The 19,231-nt window shown below is 63.0% G+C and carries 16 protein-coding genes and 2 pseudogenes; 13 read left to right on the top strand and 5 right to left on the bottom strand.

Annotation, left to right across the window (positions count from 1 at the left end):
* Window positions 1-51 precede the first annotated feature (51 nt).
* The 8 genes from trxA to IPN92_08960 all read left to right on the top strand — a co-directional run bounded on the left by trxA (window position 52) and on the right by IPN92_08960 (window position 7,848).
* Window positions 52-423: a thioredoxin gene (trxA, locus tag IPN92_08995; GenBank protein ID MBK8638404.1), complete on the top strand. Its 372-nt coding sequence runs from the start codon at window positions 52-54 to the stop codon at window positions 421-423.
* A 166-nt stretch (window positions 424-589) separates the two neighbouring features.
* Complete coding sequence (locus tag IPN92_08990; GenBank protein ID MBK8638403.1) at window positions 590-1,000, top strand: DUF1249 domain-containing protein; 411 nt, start codon at window positions 590-592, stop codon at window positions 998-1,000.
* 169 nt (window positions 1,001-1,169) lie between these two features.
* Window positions 1,170-2,768, top strand: a complete 1,599-nt coding sequence (locus IPN92_08985) for an aminotransferase class V-fold PLP-dependent enzyme (GenBank protein ID MBK8638402.1) — start codon at window positions 1,170-1,172, stop codon at window positions 2,766-2,768.
* Window positions 2,769-3,124: 356 nt separating this feature from the next.
* Window positions 3,125-3,592 (top strand): Rrf2 family transcriptional regulator, encoded by a 468-nt coding sequence (locus tag IPN92_08980; GenBank protein ID MBK8638401.1) that lies wholly within the window; start codon window positions 3,125-3,127, stop codon window positions 3,590-3,592.
* A 104-nt stretch (window positions 3,593-3,696) separates the two neighbouring features.
* A complete protein-coding gene (gene prmB / locus IPN92_08975; GenBank protein ID MBK8638400.1) occupies window positions 3,697-4,623 on the top strand; it encodes a 50S ribosomal protein L3 N(5)-glutamine methyltransferase in 927 nt (308 codons plus the stop codon).
* Window positions 4,620-4,940: a general secretion pathway protein GspF gene (locus IPN92_08970; GenBank protein ID MBK8638399.1), complete on the top strand. Its 321-nt coding sequence runs from the start codon at window positions 4,620-4,622 to the stop codon at window positions 4,938-4,940. Before prmB ends, IPN92_08970 begins: the two co-directional genes overlap by 4 nt.
* A gap of 1 nt (window position 4,941) precedes the next feature.
* Window positions 4,942-6,336 (top strand): oxygen-independent coproporphyrinogen III oxidase, encoded by a 1,395-nt coding sequence (gene hemN / locus IPN92_08965; protein MBK8638398.1) that lies wholly within the window; start codon window positions 4,942-4,944, stop codon window positions 6,334-6,336.
* Window positions 6,337-6,396: 60 nt separating this feature from the next.
* The gene (locus IPN92_08960) at window positions 6,397-7,848 is read left to right on the top strand and encodes an NAD-dependent succinate-semialdehyde dehydrogenase (protein ID MBK8638397.1); all 1,452 of its coding nucleotides are present in this window, start codon (window positions 6,397-6,399) and stop codon (window positions 7,846-7,848) included.
* A gap of 215 nt (window positions 7,849-8,063) precedes the next feature.
* On the opposite strand, the pseudogene IPN92_08955 reads toward IPN92_08960, so the two are convergent.
* Window positions 8,064-9,050 (bottom strand): annotated as a pseudogene (locus IPN92_08955) (IS481 family transposase).
* Between the two features lie 93 nt (window positions 9,051-9,143).
* On the opposite strand from IPN92_08955, the pseudogene IPN92_08950 reads away from it, so the two are divergent.
* Window positions 9,144-9,539 (top strand): annotated as a pseudogene (locus IPN92_08950) (transposase).
* Window positions 9,427-9,843: a transposase gene (locus IPN92_08945; protein MBK8638396.1), complete on the top strand. Its 417-nt coding sequence runs from the start codon at window positions 9,427-9,429 to the stop codon at window positions 9,841-9,843. The pseudogene IPN92_08950 and the gene IPN92_08945 overlap by 113 nt, the downstream one beginning before the upstream one ends.
* Window positions 9,844-9,977: 134 nt before the next feature.
* Here the strand turns inward: IPN92_08945 and IPN92_08940 are convergent, their stop codons facing one another.
* The 4 genes from IPN92_08940 to IPN92_08925 form a co-directional block, all read right to left on the bottom strand.
* Window positions 9,978-10,940, bottom strand: coding sequence for a hypothetical protein (locus IPN92_08940; GenBank protein MBK8638395.1), 963 nt, complete (start codon window positions 10,938-10,940; stop codon window positions 9,978-9,980).
* A 185-nt stretch (window positions 10,941-11,125) separates the two neighbouring features.
* Window positions 11,126-12,025, bottom strand: a complete 900-nt coding sequence (locus tag IPN92_08935) for a hypothetical protein (protein ID MBK8638394.1) — start codon at window positions 12,023-12,025, stop codon at window positions 11,126-11,128.
* 799 nt (window positions 12,026-12,824) lie between these two features.
* On the bottom strand, window positions 12,825-13,970 hold the full coding sequence (locus IPN92_08930) for a hypothetical protein (protein ID MBK8638393.1): 1,146 nt from the start codon (window positions 13,968-13,970) through the stop codon (window positions 12,825-12,827).
* 49 nt (window positions 13,971-14,019) lie between these two features.
* On the bottom strand, window positions 14,020-15,717 hold the full coding sequence (locus IPN92_08925) for a hypothetical protein (GenBank protein MBK8638392.1): 1,698 nt from the start codon (window positions 15,715-15,717) through the stop codon (window positions 14,020-14,022).
* A gap of 257 nt (window positions 15,718-15,974) precedes the next feature.
* Between IPN92_08925 and IPN92_08920 the strand changes: the two genes are divergently transcribed.
* The 3 genes from IPN92_08920 to IPN92_08910 all read left to right on the top strand — a co-directional run bounded on the left by IPN92_08920 (window position 15,975) and on the right by IPN92_08910 (window position 19,228).
* Window positions 15,975-17,258 carry a lytic murein transglycosylase gene (locus tag IPN92_08920; protein MBK8638391.1) on the top strand — a complete coding sequence of 428 codons (1,284 nt, stop codon included), beginning with the start codon at window positions 15,975-15,977 and terminating at the stop codon, window positions 17,256-17,258.
* 96 nt (window positions 17,259-17,354) lie between these two features.
* Entirely contained in the window at window positions 17,355-18,020 is a 666-nt protein-coding gene (locus IPN92_08915; GenBank protein MBK8638390.1) for a hypothetical protein, read from the top strand.
* The gene (locus IPN92_08910) at window positions 18,017-19,228 is read left to right on the top strand and encodes an AAA family ATPase (protein ID MBK8638389.1); all 1,212 of its coding nucleotides are present in this window, start codon (window positions 18,017-18,019) and stop codon (window positions 19,226-19,228) included. Before IPN92_08915 ends, IPN92_08910 begins: the two co-directional genes overlap by 4 nt.
* Window positions 19,229-19,231 lie beyond the last annotated feature (3 nt).

Here is a 19,231-nt window from a genome sequence, read left to right as displayed (position 1 = left end):
GCGGCATTCTGTTAAGATGCGCGCCAATTTCACTGCCCCAGGAAGTAGCCCATGGCCGTCGTCGAACTCACCAAAGACAACTTCGAGCAAACCATCAAGGATCACGATTTCATCATCGTGGATTTCTGGGCTCCCTGGTGCGGGCCCTGCCGCTCCTTCGCCCCCATTTACGACAAGGTTTCGGAGGACAATGACGACATCCTCTTCGCCAAGGTCAACACGGAGGAGGAACGGGAGATCGCGGGTCATTTCCAGATTCGCTCGATTCCGACCCTCATGATCTTCCGCCAGCAGATCGTCATCTTCTCCCAGGCTGGGGCCTTGCCCGAGGGCTCCTTCCGTCAACTCCTGGAGAAGGCCGGGGAACTCGACATGGATGAGGTGCGCAACCAGGTCGAAGCCCAGAAGACCGCCACCGCCTGATGCCGTCACCCGCGCCCCTGACGCCCGAGGACGGCCCCGCGGCGAACCTCCCCGCCCAGGCCAGGCCCACCCCGTGCTGACCCTGGCGGTCCCCCGGGGGCGCGCCGCCTTTTATCCCTGGTCCGATACCCTGCTGACGCAGGCAAGACCCAGCGTCGGCGACCTGATGCGCCTGTGCGAGGAAAATTATGCCTGGCTCAGGCGCCTGGCGCCGGGGTTGGCGGACTGGCGCGGGGAGCTTGAATCCCGCGGCCAGGATGGCATGAGGCTGCACCTGGAGGTCATCGAGCAGTCCCCCTATACCAGCCTCCTGCGCCTGACCTATCTCTTTCCACAGTTCGACGGCCAGGAACATCGCATCCCGCTGGCGGACCCGGATGCGCTGCTGCGGGCCTATCACGACGCCCGCCAGGTCGAGGTGCTGGACCTGCGCCAAACGGCCCTTCCCCTCCATAATCATTACCGGTCACCGGCCCTGGAGGCCAAGTGGCGAGCCAATTCTTTCCTGGGAAAATGGCTGGCTTACTGCGTCCGGACTGGACACCTCTTCGTCTTGACCTCCCCCGCGAGTTCCTGAAATATTTTCTGGAATTGCTTGATATCGAAGCCCGCCACAACAGTGGTAATCTAATAGCGATAAACTGGCATTGTTTCCCTATTCTCCCACCCGGTTGCCGGGTTGGAGCACCCTACACACTGCGTGCGCAGTGCGGCATACCACCAACCCACCAACGAGGGCCCAGATCGTGAACAACAAGCAATTCATGGCCGGATTCAATGCCGAGGATGTGACGAACTCAAGGCAGGCCGCGGAACAGGCCGCGGAGCGGGTGCGCACGACACGCCGCGATTTCCTCAAGATGTTCGGCTACGGGGCCGCCGCGCTGAGCATGGGCGGGCTATCCCTCGGCGAGGACGGGGTACCGCAACTGGTTGGCAGTGCCTTCGCCAAGTCAAATAAGAAGAAGAGCCCCTACGAGAAGGCCTTCGACTTCGCCCCCAAACTGCTCTACATGAACATCGGCACCACCGGGGCCTCGCCCAAGCAGGTGGTCAAGGACGCCGATGCGGACTACGAGGACATCGCCAGCAATCCCACGGCCTATTTCTTCGGCCAGCAGGTCATGCGCAATACCATAGCCCCCGGCTTTGGCTGCGACCCCTATGAGCTGGTGATGAGCTTCAATACCACGGACGGGCTCTGGCGCATTGTCATGGGCATCCCCTTCCAGCCCGGTGACGAGGTCATTACCACCAACATGGAAGAGGACGCCGGCATCTCCGTCTACAAGATGCTCCGCGACCGCTACGGCGTGGTGATCAAGACGGTCAACCTGCCCACCAACGACGCCTACAGCGACCAGGAGGTCCTGGACCGCTTCGCCGATCAGTTGACCGCCAACACCAAGGCGATCCTGTTCTCCTCGCCCATCTACCTCACCGGGGCCCGCCTGCCCGCCAAGGAGCTGTGCCGCTGGGCGGCGGCCAACAATGTCCTCTCCATCGTCGATGGGGCCCACCTGCCCGGCATGTGCACCCTGGACCTGCACGACATGGGCTGCGACTTCTTCTCCGGGGCCGGCCACAAGTGGCAGTGCGGCCCTGGGCAGACCGGCTTCATGTACATCCGCAACGGCTTCGACCCCAACCCCCAGACGGTGCAACGCCCGACCGGCGACCTGGCCCCCTTCGGCGTCCCCTCGCCGATGGTGACCATGACCCTCCCCGGTTACACCAACACCAACCCGCTGCCGACCTACTACCCGACCAACACCCTGCTGTACGGGGCCGCGGGCATCCTGGCCAACGGGGTGCGCAACCCGGCCCACAACATCGCCTCGGTGCTGCAACTCATCGGCAATGGCAGCCGCCCGACCCAGAAGGCCCTGACCCAGTGCTGCACGATGTGGGACGAATGGGGCCGTAAGGAAATCGAGGACTACATCGTCTCCCTGGCCCAGTACCTGCGCGCCCGCATCGTGGACATCTGGGGCCTCAAGTGCCTGTCGATTCCCTACGACGACCCCGCCGAGACCGCCGGCCGCACCGGCCTGACCTCCTTCAACCCCTTCTCGCCAGGCTATGACTACAACGCCCCCCTGACCACCACCCAGTCCAGCGCCCAGAGGACCGCCTCCGGGGCGGCGGTGACGGCCATGCGGACGAATCACAACATCGTGATCCGCAACAACTCCGTGCCCCATACCCTGCGCGACAACCCGGACCAAAATGCGGCCCTGGGGACCTTCTCCAGTCCGCTGCGCATTTCCACCCACCTCTTCCATTCGCTGGACGATGTGGACCGGGTCATCGACGCCCTGCTCCAGGTCGTCTCGCACCCCTGATGGGTGCTGGGTCGCGGGGGGATAAGCAGTAACCCTCCGCACCCCCCAGGGCCCTTGGGGGGTTCGCCCCTCACCCCAACCCCTCGCCCCTCTCGGGCGAGGGGCTCAAAAGACCAGCCGTGGAGGCCAGCCCGGGAGATAAGAAGCGATTATCAGCCCTGTAAGCCGAAGGGGAGCCAAACTTTTCTAAGGCAAATAGCTGACTTAATGCGTACTGACCGGACACTTCCTTGACCTTTCCCCCCGCGAGTCCCTGAAATATTTTGAGGATTTGCTTGACGGGTTTTTGACCCTATGGGTATGCTGTTTTCCTACAAGTTTCCCCAGTTATCATCTTCCAGCGACAGGTATCCCCTATGAGACTATCCACCAAGGGCCGCTACGCGGTCACGGCCATGCTTGACCTTGCCCTCCACGAGGGTAAGGGGCCCGTGACCTTGGCCGACATCTCCATCAATCAGGGCATCTCCCTCTCTTATCTGGAGCAACTCTTCGCCGCCCTGCGCGGCAAGCAACTCGTCCGTGGAGTGCGCGGCCCGGGTGGCGGCTACTATCTGGGCAAGGCCTCGGCCGAGATCTCCATCGCCGACATCATCTGCGCCGTTGACGAGTGGGTCGAATTTACCCGTTGCGGGGGTCGCGAGGACTGCCGTGACGGCGAGCGCTGCCTGACCCATACCCTTTGGGATCACCTCAGCGACGAGATCTACAACTTCCTCAATGGCATCAGCCTCTCCGACCTGGTCGCCCGGGGCATGGAAAAGCATGCCCGGATGTTGACAGAAGAGAAGCCCGCCAAGACTAAGGCGGTCAAACGCCGCTGATTCCGGTCCTGGCTACCCCGGCCGGCAATGACCCCCATGGCCCAGGATTGGCTACCCCAGCCCTCCCCCCATTCCTAACCCGCTGACACTAATCCTAATTACGCATGGCAAGCATCCCCGACGGCCTCACGACTATTCAAGACTACATCCGCTGGGGCGCCAGCCGTTTTAACAAGGCCGGTCTCTTCTTTGGTCACGGTACCGACAACGCCCTGGACGAGGCCGCGCATCTGGTGCTCCATGCCCTGAGTCTGCCTCCGGACCTGCCCGCCCGTTTCCACGACTGCCACCTCACGGACGAGGAACGACTGGCCATCGTCGAGCTCTTCGAGCGGCGCCTCCTGGAACGGATACCCGCGGCCTATCTCACCCACCAGGCCTGGTTCGCCGGGCTGGAATTCTATGTGGACGAGAACGTCCTGGTGCCACGCTCGCCCCTGGCGGAATTGGTGGAGACCGGCTTTGGGCCCTGGGTGGAACCGGATACCATCGCCCGGGTGCTCGACCTCTGCACGGGCAGCGGCTGTATCGGCATTGCCGCCGGGGTTTATCTGCCGGACGCCGACATTGACCTGGCGGACATCTCGCCCGCCGCCCTGGCGGTCGCCACCCGCAATATCGCGGCCCAGGGTCTGGAGGACCGGGTGCGGGTGGTGGAGTCGGACCTCTTCGCGGGTTTGGGCGCGCAGAAGTATGACCTCATCGTCACCAACCCGCCCTATGTCTCCGCCGAGGAACTGGCGGCCCTGCCCGCTGAATACCAGCGCGAGCCCCGCCTGGGCCTGGCGGGAGGCGTGACCGGCCTGGACCTGGTCCTGCGCATCCTCCGCGAGGCCCCGCGGTTCCTGAAGGAGGACGGCGTCCTGATCGTCGAGGTCGGCAAAACGGCCGCGACCCTGGAGGCCATCTTCCCGGAAATCGCCTTTATGTGGATCGAGTTTGAGCGTGGCGGCGAGGGTGTCTTCCTCCTCGATCGGGCCCGCCTGCTCGAATATCAGCCCCTCTTTGCCCGCGAGACGACAGCACCATGACCCTGAGACGAGCCAAGACCGCCGATGAGTACGTGGAGTGGGTGCGCCAGGCCGTGTTCGAGGTGGGCGACCTGCGCGAATGCCTGGAGTTTGAACTGGAAGACCTCAACCGCTTCCCGGCCTTCCTGGACCCCTTGCAACAAGGCATCCTCGCCCTTCACCAGTCCATGCTCGAGGGTAACTACCTGTTCGGGCGCGAGGATTTACCCTTCATGGACCTGGCGACCCGCTACGCCGACCAGATCCCCTTTCACCCCCTGCTCAAGCAGATTAACGAAACCCACCGCCGGGGCCTCGACCTGGATGGGGAGGACTAACATGGCCGCCGTTGACCAACGCATCGAATTCGACCTGGACCTGATCCGCCGCTACGACCAGAGCGGGCCGCGCTACACCTCCTACCCGACGGCGGTGGAGTTTCACGAGGGTTTCGGTGAGGCCCAATACCGCGCCGCCTGCGCACGGAGCAACCAGGCCGATCGCCCCCTGTCGCTCTATTTCCACATCCCCTTCTGCGACACGGTCTGCTTTTACTGCGCCTGCAACAAGATCGCGACCAAGGACCGCACCCTGGCCCAGCCCTACCTGGACCGGGTCTATCGCGAACTGGAGCTGCAAAGCGCCCTCTTCGGCCCAGGCCGCCGGGTCGAGCAACTGCATTGGGGCGGTGGCACCCCGACCTTCATCAGCCAGGATCAGATGCGGGAACTCATGGACCAGACCCGGCGCTGGTTCAACCTGGCGGATGACGAGGTGGGCGAGTATTCCATCGAGATCGATCCCCGCGAGGCCGATGCCCAGAGCGTCGCCCTGCTGCGCCAACTCGGCTTCAACCGCATGAGCCTGGGAGTCCAGGATTTTGATCCCCTGGTCCAGAAGGCCGTCAACCGTATCCAGACCGAGGCGGAGACCCTGGCGGTCCTGGAGGCGGCCCGCGCCCAGGGCTTCCGCTCCCTCAGCATCGATCTTATTTACGGCCTGCCCTATCAGAGCGTGGCGGGCTTCGAACGCACCCTGGATCAGGTCCTGGCCTTCGCCCCGGACCGGTTCTCGATCTTCAACTACGCCCACTTGCCCCAACGCTTCAAGCCCCAGCGGCGCATCGACCCCGACCAGTTACCCACGGCCCCGATCAAGCTGGACATCCTGCGCGCCACCGGCGACAAGCTGGCGGCGGCCGGCTATGTCTATATCGGCATGGACCACTTTGCCCGCCCGGACGACGAACTGGCCCTGGCCCAGCGCGACGGCACCCTCTACCGCAATTTCCAGGGTTACTCGACCCATGCCGATTGCGACCTCGTTGGCCTGGGCGTCACCTCGATCGGCAAGATCGACAACACCTATGCCCAGAACCGGCGCGAGCTGGACGAGTATTACGCCGATATCGACGCCGGGCGCCTGCCCGTCTTCCGGGGCGTCGAGCTGAGCCGGGACGACGAGATCCGCCGCGACACCATCACCAAACTGATCTGTCACTTCGCCCTGAATTACGCGGACATCGCGGACCGCTGGGGTATCGATTTCGGGGCCTACTTCGCCAAGGACCTGCCCCGGCTCCAACCCATGCAGGCGGATGGCCTGCTGGAGATGGACGACCAGGGCATCCGGGTCCTGCCCCGCGGCCGGCTGCTGATCCGTAACATCTGCATGGCCTTCGACGCCTACCGCAATGGCCCCGAGACCGTGGCCGGCTTCTCCAAGGTGATTTAGTACGGGGCGCCCAGATCCCGTAAACGGATCCGCATCGGTTTCAAACGGGGAGCAAGACAGATGAAAATTCAGGATCGGGATCTCCTGCGGCGGCAGGCTTACCTGGGTGGCGAATGGATCGGGGCGGACTCGGGGCTCACCCTGACGGTGACCGATCCCGCCACCGGCGAGGTCATCGCCGAGGTGCCCGCCATGGGCATGGCGGAGACCCGGCGCGCCATCCTGGCGGCGGAGGCGGCCTGGCCGGCCTGGCGCGCCCTCACCGCCGCCGAGCGCGGCCAGCGACTGCGCCTCTGGCACGACCTCATGCTGGAAAGCCAGGAGGACCTGGCCCGCCTCATGACCGCCGAACAGGGCAAGCCCCTGGCGGAGGCCCGGGGCGAGATCGCCTATGCCGCCTCCTTCCTCGACTGGTTCGCCGAGGAAGGGCGCCGGGTCTATGGCGACATCATCCCGCCGCACCAGGCGGACAAACGCATCCTGGTGCTCAAGCAGCCCATCGGCGTCTGCGCCGCCATCACCCCCTGGAACTTCCCCTCCGCCATGCTCACCCGCAAGGCCGCGGCGGCCCTGGCGGCGGGCTGTACCCTGGTGGCCCGGCCCGCCTCCGAGACCCCCCTCTCCGCCCTGGCACTGGCGGTGCTAGCGGAACGGGCCGGCATCCCGGCGGGGGTCTTCAACGTCATCACCGGCGACCCGGTCCCCATCGGCCAGGAGCTGACCAGTAACCCGGTGGTGCGCAAGCTGAGCTTCACCGGCTCCACGGCGGTGGGCAAGCTGCTGATGCGCCAGTGCGCCGATACCCTCAAGAAGCTGTCCCTGGAACTGGGCGGTAATGCCCCCTTCATCGTCTTCGACGATGCCGACCTGGAGGCGGCGGTGGCGGGCGCCATTCAGTCCAAATACCGCAACACCGGCCAGACCTGCGTCTGCGCCAATCGCTTCCTGGTCCAGGACGGCATCTATGACGACTTCGCCGCCCGCCTGGCGGAACAGGCCGGCGAGCTCCAGGTGGGCCCCGGCCTGGAGGCGGGGGTGGTCCAGGGGCCCCTCATCAACCCGGCGGCGGTCGCGAAGGTCGAGGCCCACATCGCCGATGCCCTCGCCAAGGGCGCCTGCCTGCTGGCCGGCGGGTCCCGCCACGCCCTGGGCGGCACCTTCTTTCAGCCCACGGTGCTGGCGGACGTGGACCCCGGCATGCTCGTGGCGCGGGAGGAGACCTTCGGCCCCGTCGCCCCCCTCTTCCGCTTCCAGACCGAGGCCGAGGCCATCAGCCTGGCCAACGCTACCGAATTCGGCCTGGCGGCCTACTTCTTCACCCGCGACCTGGCCCGCGCCTGGCGGGTCTCCGAGGCCCTGGAGTACGGCCTGGTCGGCATCAACACCGGCCTGGTCTCCACCGCCGTCGCCCCCTTCGGCGGCGTCAAGCAATCCGGCCTGGGCCGCGAGGGCTCCCGCTACGGCATCGAGGAGTACCTGGAGATCAAGTACGTCTGCGTGGAGGTGGGCTAGACCTTGGATCTATTCGCGGATCGGGCGATTGCATCCCCGATGCCGCATGACAATACCGCTAAGTGTTCCGCCCCGTGTGATTATATACCCAGAAGGAGCTATCCTCTGTTCCGTGCTCGGGAAGTACTTGAGTACCTGGCCATCGGGGGAGACGCTGCCCCGGGGGTCACCGCACCGCTGGCCGCCACCCCAGACTGAGACCCTATCCATGCAAGTCAATCTGCATAAGTGTCAAGCCCCGGGAGATTATTAATCTCCGAAACGAATAGCTCAGGCTGTTTTGCCCGCCACTGTTCCAGAGCTTCCACCGGGCACACATGACCCAGTGCCCGCTGTGGAAGGTGGTAATTATAGACGTTGACATAGCGCTGTAGGGTCTCCGCCAAGTGCTCCCCGGAGCGAAAGCGGTTGGTCGCCAGGACCTCGCTGATGCGGCCGTTAAAGCGCTCGATCATCCCGTTGGTCTGGGGATGGCGCGGCGGGATGAGGCGGTGCTCGATGTGCTGTGCGCGACAGATCCGATCGAAGCCATGCTGACCCGTCGGTTCCCGCTCACCGGTCGCGCAGAACCGGTCGGTGAATTCCTTGCCGTTATCGGTCAAGATGTTGGTGATCTTCAAGGCGGCGGCTTGGAGGAGATGGGTCAGGAAGCCCTGGGCGCAGGCGGCGGACTTTTCGGGCCGGATCTCGACATAAACCCAGCGCGGTGGCGCGATCGATGGCGGCGAACAGGTAGCGACGCGGGTCCTCGTCGGGCAGCTGCGGCAAGTACTTGACATCGACATGCACAAAGCCGGGGGCATAGCCTTTGAAGGGCTGATAGGCCGGCTTGCCGCGCTCGTCACGGGGCAGCAGCGCTTTGAGGTCCGAGACCCCCTGGCGGCGCAGGCAACGGTCCAGCCCGGAGCGCGAGACACGCGCGTTGAGAAACTCGCGGGTCACCGCCAGCAAGTCATCCAGGGGCAGCAGCAAGGACTGGCGCAGGGCCACCACCACCGCCTCCTGGGCCGGCGAGAGCGTGGTGTGCAGGCGGTGCGGGCGATGGGAACGGTCGGTGGTCTCCGCGCGGCGGCGCCACTTGCGCACCGTGGCCTTACTCAGGTGATAACGCCGGGCCAGTTCTGCGATGGGCAGCGGCGACTCGCGCAACTCGCGGCGAATGGCGGGGTGGTACGAGCATTCTTATGCAGGTTCACGTGCATCGGTGGGGTCTCCGTCTGGGGTGGCGGCCAGCGGTGCGGTGAACCCCGGGGCGGCGTCTCCCCCGAGGGCCAGGTACGCGAGTACTTCCCGAGCACGGAACAGAGGATAGCTCCTTCTGGGTATATAATCACACGGGGCGGAACATCTATGTCATTGCCGCTCGGGGTAAGGCCACCGTCGTGCGCTTGTTAAGTGGCTTCACCGGTTGGCTGATGAGGGACGGCTGGTTCGCCTACTGGGACTACCCGCACCGTCTGCGCTGTTGGGCGCACCTGCTGCGTAAAGCTCAAGGGCTGGTGGAGTGCTACGATCCCGATGGCCGCGCCTTCGGCCACCGGGTGCGGACCACGCTGGAAGACCTCAGGGTCGCCATCTATGCCGAACGCGAGCCCCCCCAACGGCCAGGCGGTGGACTTGCCCCGCGCCTTTGCCTGCCCACTGGACCTCCTGCGCCAGGCGGTCACGGCGCGCCTCCATCATCGTCATGACAAGACCCAGGCGCTGGCGGTGGAACTCCTCAATGATGGGGAGGCCATCTTCGCGGTGCTCCACCATCCAGAGCTGCCCCTAACCAACAACGAAGCCGAAAGGGCCTTACGCCACTGGGTCATTGCCCGTCGCCTCAGCCATGGCACCCGGACGGCGGTTGGCTCCCGTGCCTTTACCCTGCTGGTCAGCGTGATTGACACCTGCCGGCAACGCGGTCACTCACCCTGGACTTACCTGATCAAGACGATCGCTGACCGGCGTGCGCGATTGCCCCTAACACCACCGCCTCAGCCAGGGGTGTGAACGACCACCCTCAAAACAGCCTCGCCAGGGCTCTATGAACGCGAGTTAGGGCCTATGCTGAAGGCCTGCCTATGACCTCAACCGGACACCGTTGCCCGTGCTTTCGGTACGGATCGTCAGAGAAACCCGCTCGTTCACCGCTGCGCGGAAAGCTGATACGACATCAATTGGATGATCTTGCTCTTACCGTCTTTACCGCTCGTTATCGATTTCACGCTGCGACGGACTTCCGGAACATACCAGGAGATATCGGTGCCACGAGTCTTCTCACCTGTCGCGGAATCAAAAACCTCAGTTTCCAGGCTGACCCTCATGGCCCGGAAATTCCCCGCTGGCACTGCGACGTCCTCCCAGTCTCCAACAATCCCTGATATTGTGTGCATTCGGATCTTCCCACTTTTGATGTCCGTTTCGGTGGAAACCTGCTGCCATTTCTTGCCAGGATATAATGGAAAATCGTAATATTTAATTGGAGGCGAATAGTCCAGTCCGCTGTTATCTGCGTTCCTCGATCTCACCAAATTCCAATCACGATCGAAGTAGAGCCTTCTTGTTTTTGCATTCTTACTGTTAAGGGCCACTGTCGACAGCACGATCTCCTTATCGGCAGTTGTGACTGTTCTCTTTGTTGTAATGAGCGGCTCGACGTTTGCCGGGTCCCTTGTCTCATAGACATAGCTATCCCCCACCCTCACGGAAGGGCGAGGAATGGTAAGACTGCTGTCCGCGGGTGGCTTATTACCTGTATCCTGCCCCCATGTTCCCTGTGCACCTCCAGAAACGGGACGCGCCGTGTCTTTCTTGCCTGACAACCCTACATAGCTCGTCCGGCCGGCGGAGAAGGCAATCTCGCCGTCGGGATAGCGCCAAAGCTCTGCGTCGGGCGGGATGACCTGCTTACCGGTCGGGGTACCGCGGATCATCAGAACCTGCTCAAAGGTCATGCCATTGATAACAGTCCTCGCTATTATCGCCTCCGCAATCTCAGGTCCGTGCTGCTCAGTGAGTTCCCGCCTTCGCTTATCCGCCGGTGATTCATCGGCCTTCTTACTCTGCCCCTCGGTGTCCTCGGGCGGCGCTTCGGGAACTGCCTTCACGGACGTCTGCAACTCATTGGCATCCTCTGCTCGCAATTCTGTGACAGGCACCCCCAGTATGACCAAACATACCATTAGCACAAATGGTGGAGAATTAAATGCCCGCGGACATCCAGCGAAAAAGTCCTGTACGGCGCAAAACTGTCCTACGTGTGACCGCAGCCACTGGTGGATTGACACTGTACTCACGATGGATTGTTCCCCGAGGTATCGACAGACTTACCCTGCTCAGATACTCTGACCATGGTCTCAATCGCTAGGCGCACCGCCCGGGAGTGGCCTTCGATCGCAAGGAAGGCCAGCACCAGTGAAACGGCGAGGAAGATCCCAATCGCACCACCAATGACGGAAAGCGTCACTGCGGTGTATGCCTTCGCCTGAAATACTTGCTCAGAATGACGTTGCTGCAAAGCGCTGTTATGTGCCTGAGCGTTCTCTCGCGCCCGCTCGGCCTGTTCCCTCGCAGCGCGCACAAGCTGCTCCGCCTGTTCCCGCGCATCGGCCTGTTTTTTCAGAACCGCTTTCCAGGCATCGCACAAGCCCGTGTAGAACGCCTCGACATTCGCCGAAGTCAACTTTAACCGGGCATCCTCGACAGCCCTGCGGTAATTTCCGAGAAAAACCTGATCGGTGTCTGAGGCTCCGCACTGCCGAGGTACCTTTGTCGCTTTCTCAAAGGCACTGAAGTGCGCAGGATTTACCGTTGGCTCAATGGTCTTCGCCACCTCCCGAGCGATCTTCTGAATTTCCGTCGGCGGCGTCTGAGGGTCCGGTTTCGGTTCCGGAGAAACCAATAGTGCAGGCGCTAATCTCAGGGTAAACGAGATATCTTCGGCAGCGGAAGTCGTTCCAAACTGATCTCTCATCGCCACGCGAATCTGAAAGGTCCGCTGCTGCTCCTCCTTGATATCACGAAGCGCCTCCGCGATCTCGCTAGCCAGCATAGGGGTCGCCGCCAGGCCGACCATTTTGGATTTCTCGTCGAGTCCGCGCGTGAATCGCTCGGCGTCTGGACCACCGAGAATACTGGCGCCCTCAGGATAGGCTGCAATCTGGTTAGGCGTCTCCGCGACAAAATGCCCCACGACCGCCCCCTGCTGCAACGGCTTTGTGATGGCTCCCGCGGTGACCACGAATCTGATGTTGGTTGGCGGCCTCAGTCGCGCCTGGACGACCGAAAGATCCACATCGCTTGGGGCATACTAGGCACCGTCACGGTTCCCTGGTACGGCGGCGGCACGGGGACTGTACTCGGGTAACCGGAGGTGGAAACTTGCAGATAAACTGCAAAAAGAATTCCACCGACCACAGCCAAGAGGCTGGCGAGGGCGATGAAGAGATAGATTGCTCGCGCAATTGGGAGAACGAGGACGCTAGGGAACCGGTTGAACAAGCGTGGCTCAGTAAACTCGCCGGACTTCATCTTCATTACCCTCGTTCCTAATAGCCGATGTATAAGGTGCAGAATCCCCGCATCCGAACCACAGGGGACTCAACACCCGGATTGTTCCGATCGTTCCTCCGGAACCCATTCCCTTCCACCCCAGCGCCAATCCAAACTGAAAAGCTCAGCTCGGCGTGCGCCGTTCCCGGGTATTGGAAGGCTCGACGATCTTCAAGTGGATTTATGGTACGTGGCGCGCTCCATCGCTTTCGGCATCAGAGTTCCGTATTGGTCTGTGCGGATTTGTCCCCCTGGCTTACTTGCGCCGCAGCCCGGCTAAAAGATGACCAAGTTGCTTGAGCGACCCGCGAAATAGCCCAAAAACGCATCGCGGGTATACTCGCGCACCACGCTTGAGAAAACCGTCGGGATCATATCCATCTGGTCGATTCTCAGATCCGGGTGGTTGAGCCTGCTGTGTCAATAGATGGCGGAAGCGTTCATTTCAGCGGAATGTTCGCAATGCCAATCGAGTAGCCCTGCGGCTTCCCTTTCTCGCCCTTTTTCACGCCGAGGCGGCTGGAAAATGACACGGAATCTCCTGACAGGACAACGGGCTTCGTCTCGCCGCCTCCTTCATCGCGAGGCTTCTTGTCTTCTTGGACCGAAAAGCGCATCAGGACCAAATTCTGGCCCTGCGGCATCAGCGTCGTCATGTTTCCGCCAGCACGATCCCAACACCTGGGCAGATCCGTCTGCCAGCCATCGCCATGCCCCTCAATTACGCAGACTCCCATTCCGGTTACATGAGTTGCAAGCGCCGAGTTACCCTGACTGTCGCTAAGCAAAGCCTGCGGTCCGAGGAACATCGCGTCCAGTGGCTCGCTACCGCCATTTATCACCATGAACGAGATGTTTACCGCCTTCTTATCCTCGCTGCGGGAAGCACTTTGCACGCTGAAGGTTAGATCGCCGGTAGTAAACTGGCTGCCCGACAGCACTGGCATAGGCATAGGCGGGGTGCCTCCTTTCCGGCCAGGCATGGTCGTACCGGAAGAGCTGCCAGTACCGACACCATTAGATGTACCACCGATCAAGGTTCCACAGGGTGTCCGCTGCCCCAGCAACTCGTGAATAGCATTGGTCTTCGGTACATTGACGGCGGCCGCCGAGATAGTTTCTCCGGTGTCCGTTGCAACCAGCCGGGAATTGATTCGTAACGTGTCTCCGATGACCGTGATGGTGCCGACCGCCAAGGCCTGGACGCCGCTGATCTTTCCTAGCTCTTTGGTGGTTTCCGGATTCAGCAACCCACCCTCACCGATCGTCAGCTCATTGATCAGTGACTCCAGTTGAGCCCGTTCTACGATGGTCAGCTTCGAAGCGGGCACCGAGAAAAGCGCGAGGGTGAGCTCGTCGACGATGTAGGTTGAGAGGACGCTACAGGTCTTGTCGGCGTTGGGAAAGGGCAGGATCGCTATCTTGGTGCGATCCGCTGCCGTTGACTTCTGAACGATCTGCGCCGCGAGGTCTTGCAGCCCTGCGTCGACGGAGCCGGCGACTTCCGCGCCCGCTGGCGCGCCCGCGAAAACTAGGATCATCGCCGCAAAACAGGAACGACGCCACAAACCGTTTCTTGCCGTCATTTTTCTTTCCCCCGTTGAAATAGTGCCATTAGCACGCCGCCCTTGCGACTCAGCTTCCCACCCGCTTATCAAGCGATTTGACCAACACACTCGCTGCCCGCTCGAACGATTTCTCGATGGCAAGGGCGTTGCTTGATCCGACACCATTCCCCTCTGCGGCGTCATAGAATAGCTGTTCGTTAGTAAAGGCCCAGTCGATTCTTGCGCTCAACTGGCTGCGTGCGGATTCCACGGTGCGCGATCCCACCAGGGTCTGCCCCTGCCCGGTCACCGTACCTTCGAGTTTGACGATAAGCGCCGCAGCTTCGCGGTCAGTAGTGATCTGCCAGCCAGCGCGGCGCAGCGCGGTCTCGAAGGTACGGGCAACGCCGGGATCGCTCGCCTGCACGAACAGATTCAGGTAGCGTTTGTTGGCCTGCGTAAGCGGCGACTTCGGCCCCTGAACGATGAAATAGGCGCGCTGGATCTGGTCGAGCGCAGCGTTTCCGCTGGGACCAAGCCGAGCGCGATCAAAATCCGTCAAGGCATCGAAGGCATTCGTCACCATGCGCGCCGCGCTGCCGGTGTGGCCCCTGCGCCAGGCTTCCGCCGCCCCCGTGACGGCCTTGATGCGGCTATCGCTCGTTGCCAAGGCACCTGCCGCCTGACGGGCCACATCAAGCGCTTCTTTCTGCTCGTTGGATAGCTCGGCAGTGGCGACATCTGCAAGCAGCGGAACCAGGTCGGCAAGGGCCTCATGGGCGTCGACCGAGGGGTCCTCCCGATAGTCCCGTGCCTTGGTGACGAGCAGATCAAGACCCGATACTCGGGCCGCGCTTCGTCCCCTGGCAAGGGCGGCCTGTTGGCCGGAATCGGCCAGGGCTAGGTCGAAAGTCGTCACCTTGGGTACCTGCGAAACCAAAGCCTCGCGGGTCTCGGCTGATGGCGCCCGCTCGAAACTCTCGACTGCGGTGATCGCAGCACCCAGCCTTGAACGGCTTTCCTCCAAGGCGCTCGCCACTGCCATTGCGGCTTGGTATGCCTTCGATTGCACTTCATTCATGCGGCCTTGATCGAGGCGCGTGATGGCCTGAGTCGCCGTGGCAACCGGGGCATAGGCAGCCGGCGCATCGGTCGGGGAAAAGGCACCCACCGCCTTTTCCAGCGCGGCGAGCCGCTGGTCGCTGGCGACCAAGTCGGCGGTCGCCCGATCGCCGGCCTGCAGCGCGCCACGCTGTTCGGCCGCGAGCGTGCGCGTCTTGTCAAAGGGGGTCATGCTCCCAGCCGCATTGACCAGGTCCAACGTCGCGGAAGCGTCAGAGGGAGCAGCCTTCGAGGCGGTGACGAAGCGCGACCAACGGCTATCGCTCTCCTGCAACCGGTTTCGGCAGCGGTCTGCCTCGGCCAGGGCGGTCGCCTGAGTCGAGGAGGGGTTAACCCGGTCATCTCCGGCGAGGACCTGCGCCGCCGCGGCCAGTTCCTCGCACTTGAGCCCATCTTGGGTCTCGTTGCGCAACTGCCTGTAACGCGCTTCGAAGGCTTGCAGGCGAGCGGCGGATGCCTGGTTGACTGGGATGGTAGGTTGAATGACCGTGCCCGGCACCTGTGCCAAGCTGCCTGTCGTAGGCGGCTGTCTGCCGGAGTTAGACCCGGTCCAGCCGGAGACCACCGCCAGAACCGTCGTCACGCTCGCTGCGATGACCAGATACCGCCAAGGCGGCGCTTCACGCCAAAGAACGACAGCAGCATCTGTCAATGGCCGGCTCATCTCACTTGGCCGCACTTCGCCGGGACCTGAGCCGCATCGATCTGGCGACGAGGCACGTCTCGCTCGTCGGCGACACCCTGGTCTGGTGTATACTCAAGTTCTCGTCCACTGCCGAGCGACCACGAATCCCCCCAACATACTGCCTCATAATAGACACGAATCGCCAATGTCCCATCTTCCTCGGCGATATGAGTCCCTGGCCAGGTTCGATTATAACCTCACTGCTGCCTGAATCGGCACAACTGCAAGGAGAATTTATGCGTCGTCGTCCGCTGCTGCTGACCCTGGTTGCGGGGACGTTGCTGGTCGCGGCTTGCACGATGCTGTGGGCGGACCCGCTCAACCAGGACAGCACCCCTGCCCAACAACCCTCAGCGTCCCCAGGGTTACCCCCCCCGCCGGCATCGTTCGAGACCTGGCGCGCAGCCCTAAGGTCGCACGCCGCTGCGATCGGCATCGCTCCAGCCACGCTGGACGTGGCATTCAGGGGTGTCAAGCCGGTTCGCCCGATCATCACCCTGGACCGGCGGCAGACTGAATACGTTCGCACCTTTTCCGACTACCTGAAGACTTCGGTCTCCGAGGCGCGCATCACCCGCGGTCGGGCACTGCTTCAGAAACATGCCGCGTTGCTTGCAGGTATCCAGCATCGCCACGGTGTCCCCGCCGAACTGCTCGTCGCACTGTGGGGGATGGAAACGGACTATGGCACCCAACCCGGCGGCTTCCCCGTGATCGCCGCACTGGCCACCCTGGCGTATGACGGCCGGCGACGGGATTTCTTCACCACCGAACTGATCGAAGCCCTGCGCATCATCGACAGCGGCCAGGCCGAGGCCGCGAGAATGACCGGCTCGTGGGCTGGCGCCATGGGACAGCCCCAGTTTATGCCCTCCACTTATCGGCGCTACGCGCGGGACGGCGACGGGGATGGCCGTGCCGATATCTGGAACAGCGTCGCCGACTCCCTGGAGTCCGCGGCAGAGTACCTCGGCGCCAGCGGCTGGAGACCAGAAGAAGGCTGGGGCCGCGAGGTCTTGCTGCCGCCGGATTTCGTGCTGGCACAGGCCCGCCTGAGCCATACCAAGAGCCTTACGGAATGGGGCCGTTTGGGCGTCCGGGGCACCGCCGGGGAACCCCTGCCCGGCGGTGAGACCACAGCCTCCATCGTGCTGCCCGCTGGGGGCGGAGGCCCCGCGTTCCTGGTCTACCCCAATTTCAACGTCATCTGCACCTGGAACCGCTCGCTGTACTATGCGCTCACGGTCGGCCACCTGTCCGACCGGCTCGGCGGCGCCGGCCCCCTGGTCGGTCAGCCGCCACCAGGGGATCAGGCCCTGCCGCACTCCCGCATCATCGCCATGCAGCGGGGCCTCAACCGCCTGGGGTTCGACTTGGGCGAACCGGATGGGATGATCGGGGTTAGGACCCGTGACGCCATCCAAGACTACCAACAGGCCCGCGGCTTGCCCGCCGACGCCTACCCGACGGCTGCGCTGATCGCCCGGATCGAGACCGAGGCGAGCCTGCCGGAGCAATAGCACGTCGCAAGACCCGAGGACATCTCGCTCGCGTATCAACCCCCACCCGTCTTGGGTAAACTGCCATCACCGCGAGAAGCCAGGAGAATCGCAGACATGCCGGATTATGCGCCGCCACCCCCTCAGCCCGAGATCAGGACCCGAAGCCAAGCCGAATCTGGCATCGAGCAACCCACCGATGCTCCGGCCAGAGCTTCTCAACCCGACGAAGGTTCAGGCACGGTTCGTCCCGGGGCCGTCTGGAAGACCGTCGCGATCGCCGCAGCAGTTGCCGTGGGGGTCGCGCTTGGCGCGCTGTTTCTCGGAGGCGGCGCCGCCGACCAAGTGACGGACCAGGAGCGCTCGCGGATCGAGGCCGAGTTTAATGCCCTGAGTTCGGTGCAACTCCCCGCCGTCGCCACCGCCGACCGTGACCGGGCACTTGACAGCATGAAGCTGCCTCCCGCCGAGCGCACCGCCATTGCAACCGCCGTGGATCAAGGTCAAGTCAAGCTGGGGTGGATCACCCTCTGGGATAACTACGTGGAGGACGGTGACCGGGTGCTGCTGAGCAGCGACAGCTTGACCATTCCTGTGGCACTCCTGAATGCCAAAACGACCGTCGCCATGCCCCTGCCTAACTCCGGTGTGGTCAACCTGACGGGCGTGAACGACGGCGGCGGCGGCATCACCGTTGGGGTATTGTCCGGCGGAAACCCGGTCAGAGTCCCCGTAATGGCACCTGGCCAAACGATTGGCATTCCGGTCGTCGCGGCGCCGTGAACGCCATAGCCCGTTTTTGGCGCGACCTGCCCTTCCCGGTGCAAATCCTGCTTGGAATCGTAGGGGGATTCGCACTATTCCAGCTATTCTCTGGTCTCGGCTGGCTGCTCGTCCCGCTAGCCGCCCTGCTTTGGGTCCTGGTGCTGGCCGGGTTGGGCTATGCGCTGGGGTGGCTGCGTCCGTCAGGTCCGCCGGTGCTCGTCACGGCATTGGTTCGTCTTACCGGAGGTCAGCCGGGGGTGGCAGGTGCTCACCGAACGGCCACGGTCCCCTTGGCCGGGAGTCGCGCGGCAAACCACCGACCCCCGCTAGGCGCTACCCCGCCCGACCAGGCCGAGCGCGAACGACTGCTGCGGGACGTGCAGGCAGCGCTCGGGGAGCTGCGAGGGGTGGACAGGGCAAAGGAACAACTCGGCGAGTTGGTCGAGAAAGTCAAGGCGCAACGCAATCGCGGTGCCAGCGGTTTCGGCACGGATGCGCCCGGTGTTGTCCTGCTGATCACCGGACCCCGCGGGGTCGGCAAGACGACCCTGGCCCGCCAGATCGCTCCCTTGTTCTGCGGCTTAGGTGCCATCGCGACTCCCCATACCGAAGAAGCGGGCACTGCTGTGCTGTCGCCGCGTCTGGGAGGCTCCATGATCGAACGCGTCCGTGCGCTAGCCGAGCGCTCACTCGATGGTGTACTGCTATTAGACGATATGGACTGGATCGCCCACCCAATGAATACCACAGGACCCAACTCGGCGGCGGACCTCGGACCAACCCTGACCGCGATCGCGCAGGCCAATCCCGGGCGTCTCGTGGTGGTGATGACCATCAGCGGAGATGCTGCCGATCGTCTCTACAACAATTTGGAATGGGGAGCGTGGCTGCGCAAACTGATGGATCGGCGGATCAACTTCAAACCCCTGCCCCTTGACGTGTTGGCGGACCTGCTGAGAGTTCAGATCGAGCGGCGGCACTATCGGATGCTGCCGGCGGCCGAACAAAGGGCCAACAAGCTATTGGAGAAGTTAGCTACGGGGGTGGATTTCGACAATGCTACCGCGGTGCGGCGCCTTGCCGACTGTCTGACTCAGAACGCTGCTGCTCGGTCTGCGCGTCAGCCTGGTCAGGTGGAAGTTGATCCCGAAGACCGTTACAGCATTTCCGATGCGGATGTCCGTGCCTGCGAGAGGCCTGCAAGCGAGATTGAACCCTGGAGTTAAGAC

This window comes from Chromatiaceae bacterium (assembly GCA_016714645.1).
Classification (GTDB): domain Bacteria; phylum Pseudomonadota; class Gammaproteobacteria; order Chromatiales; family Chromatiaceae; genus M0108.
Note: the sequence above shows the minus strand (reverse complement) of the source record. Positions and strands in the feature narration are given on the sequence as shown.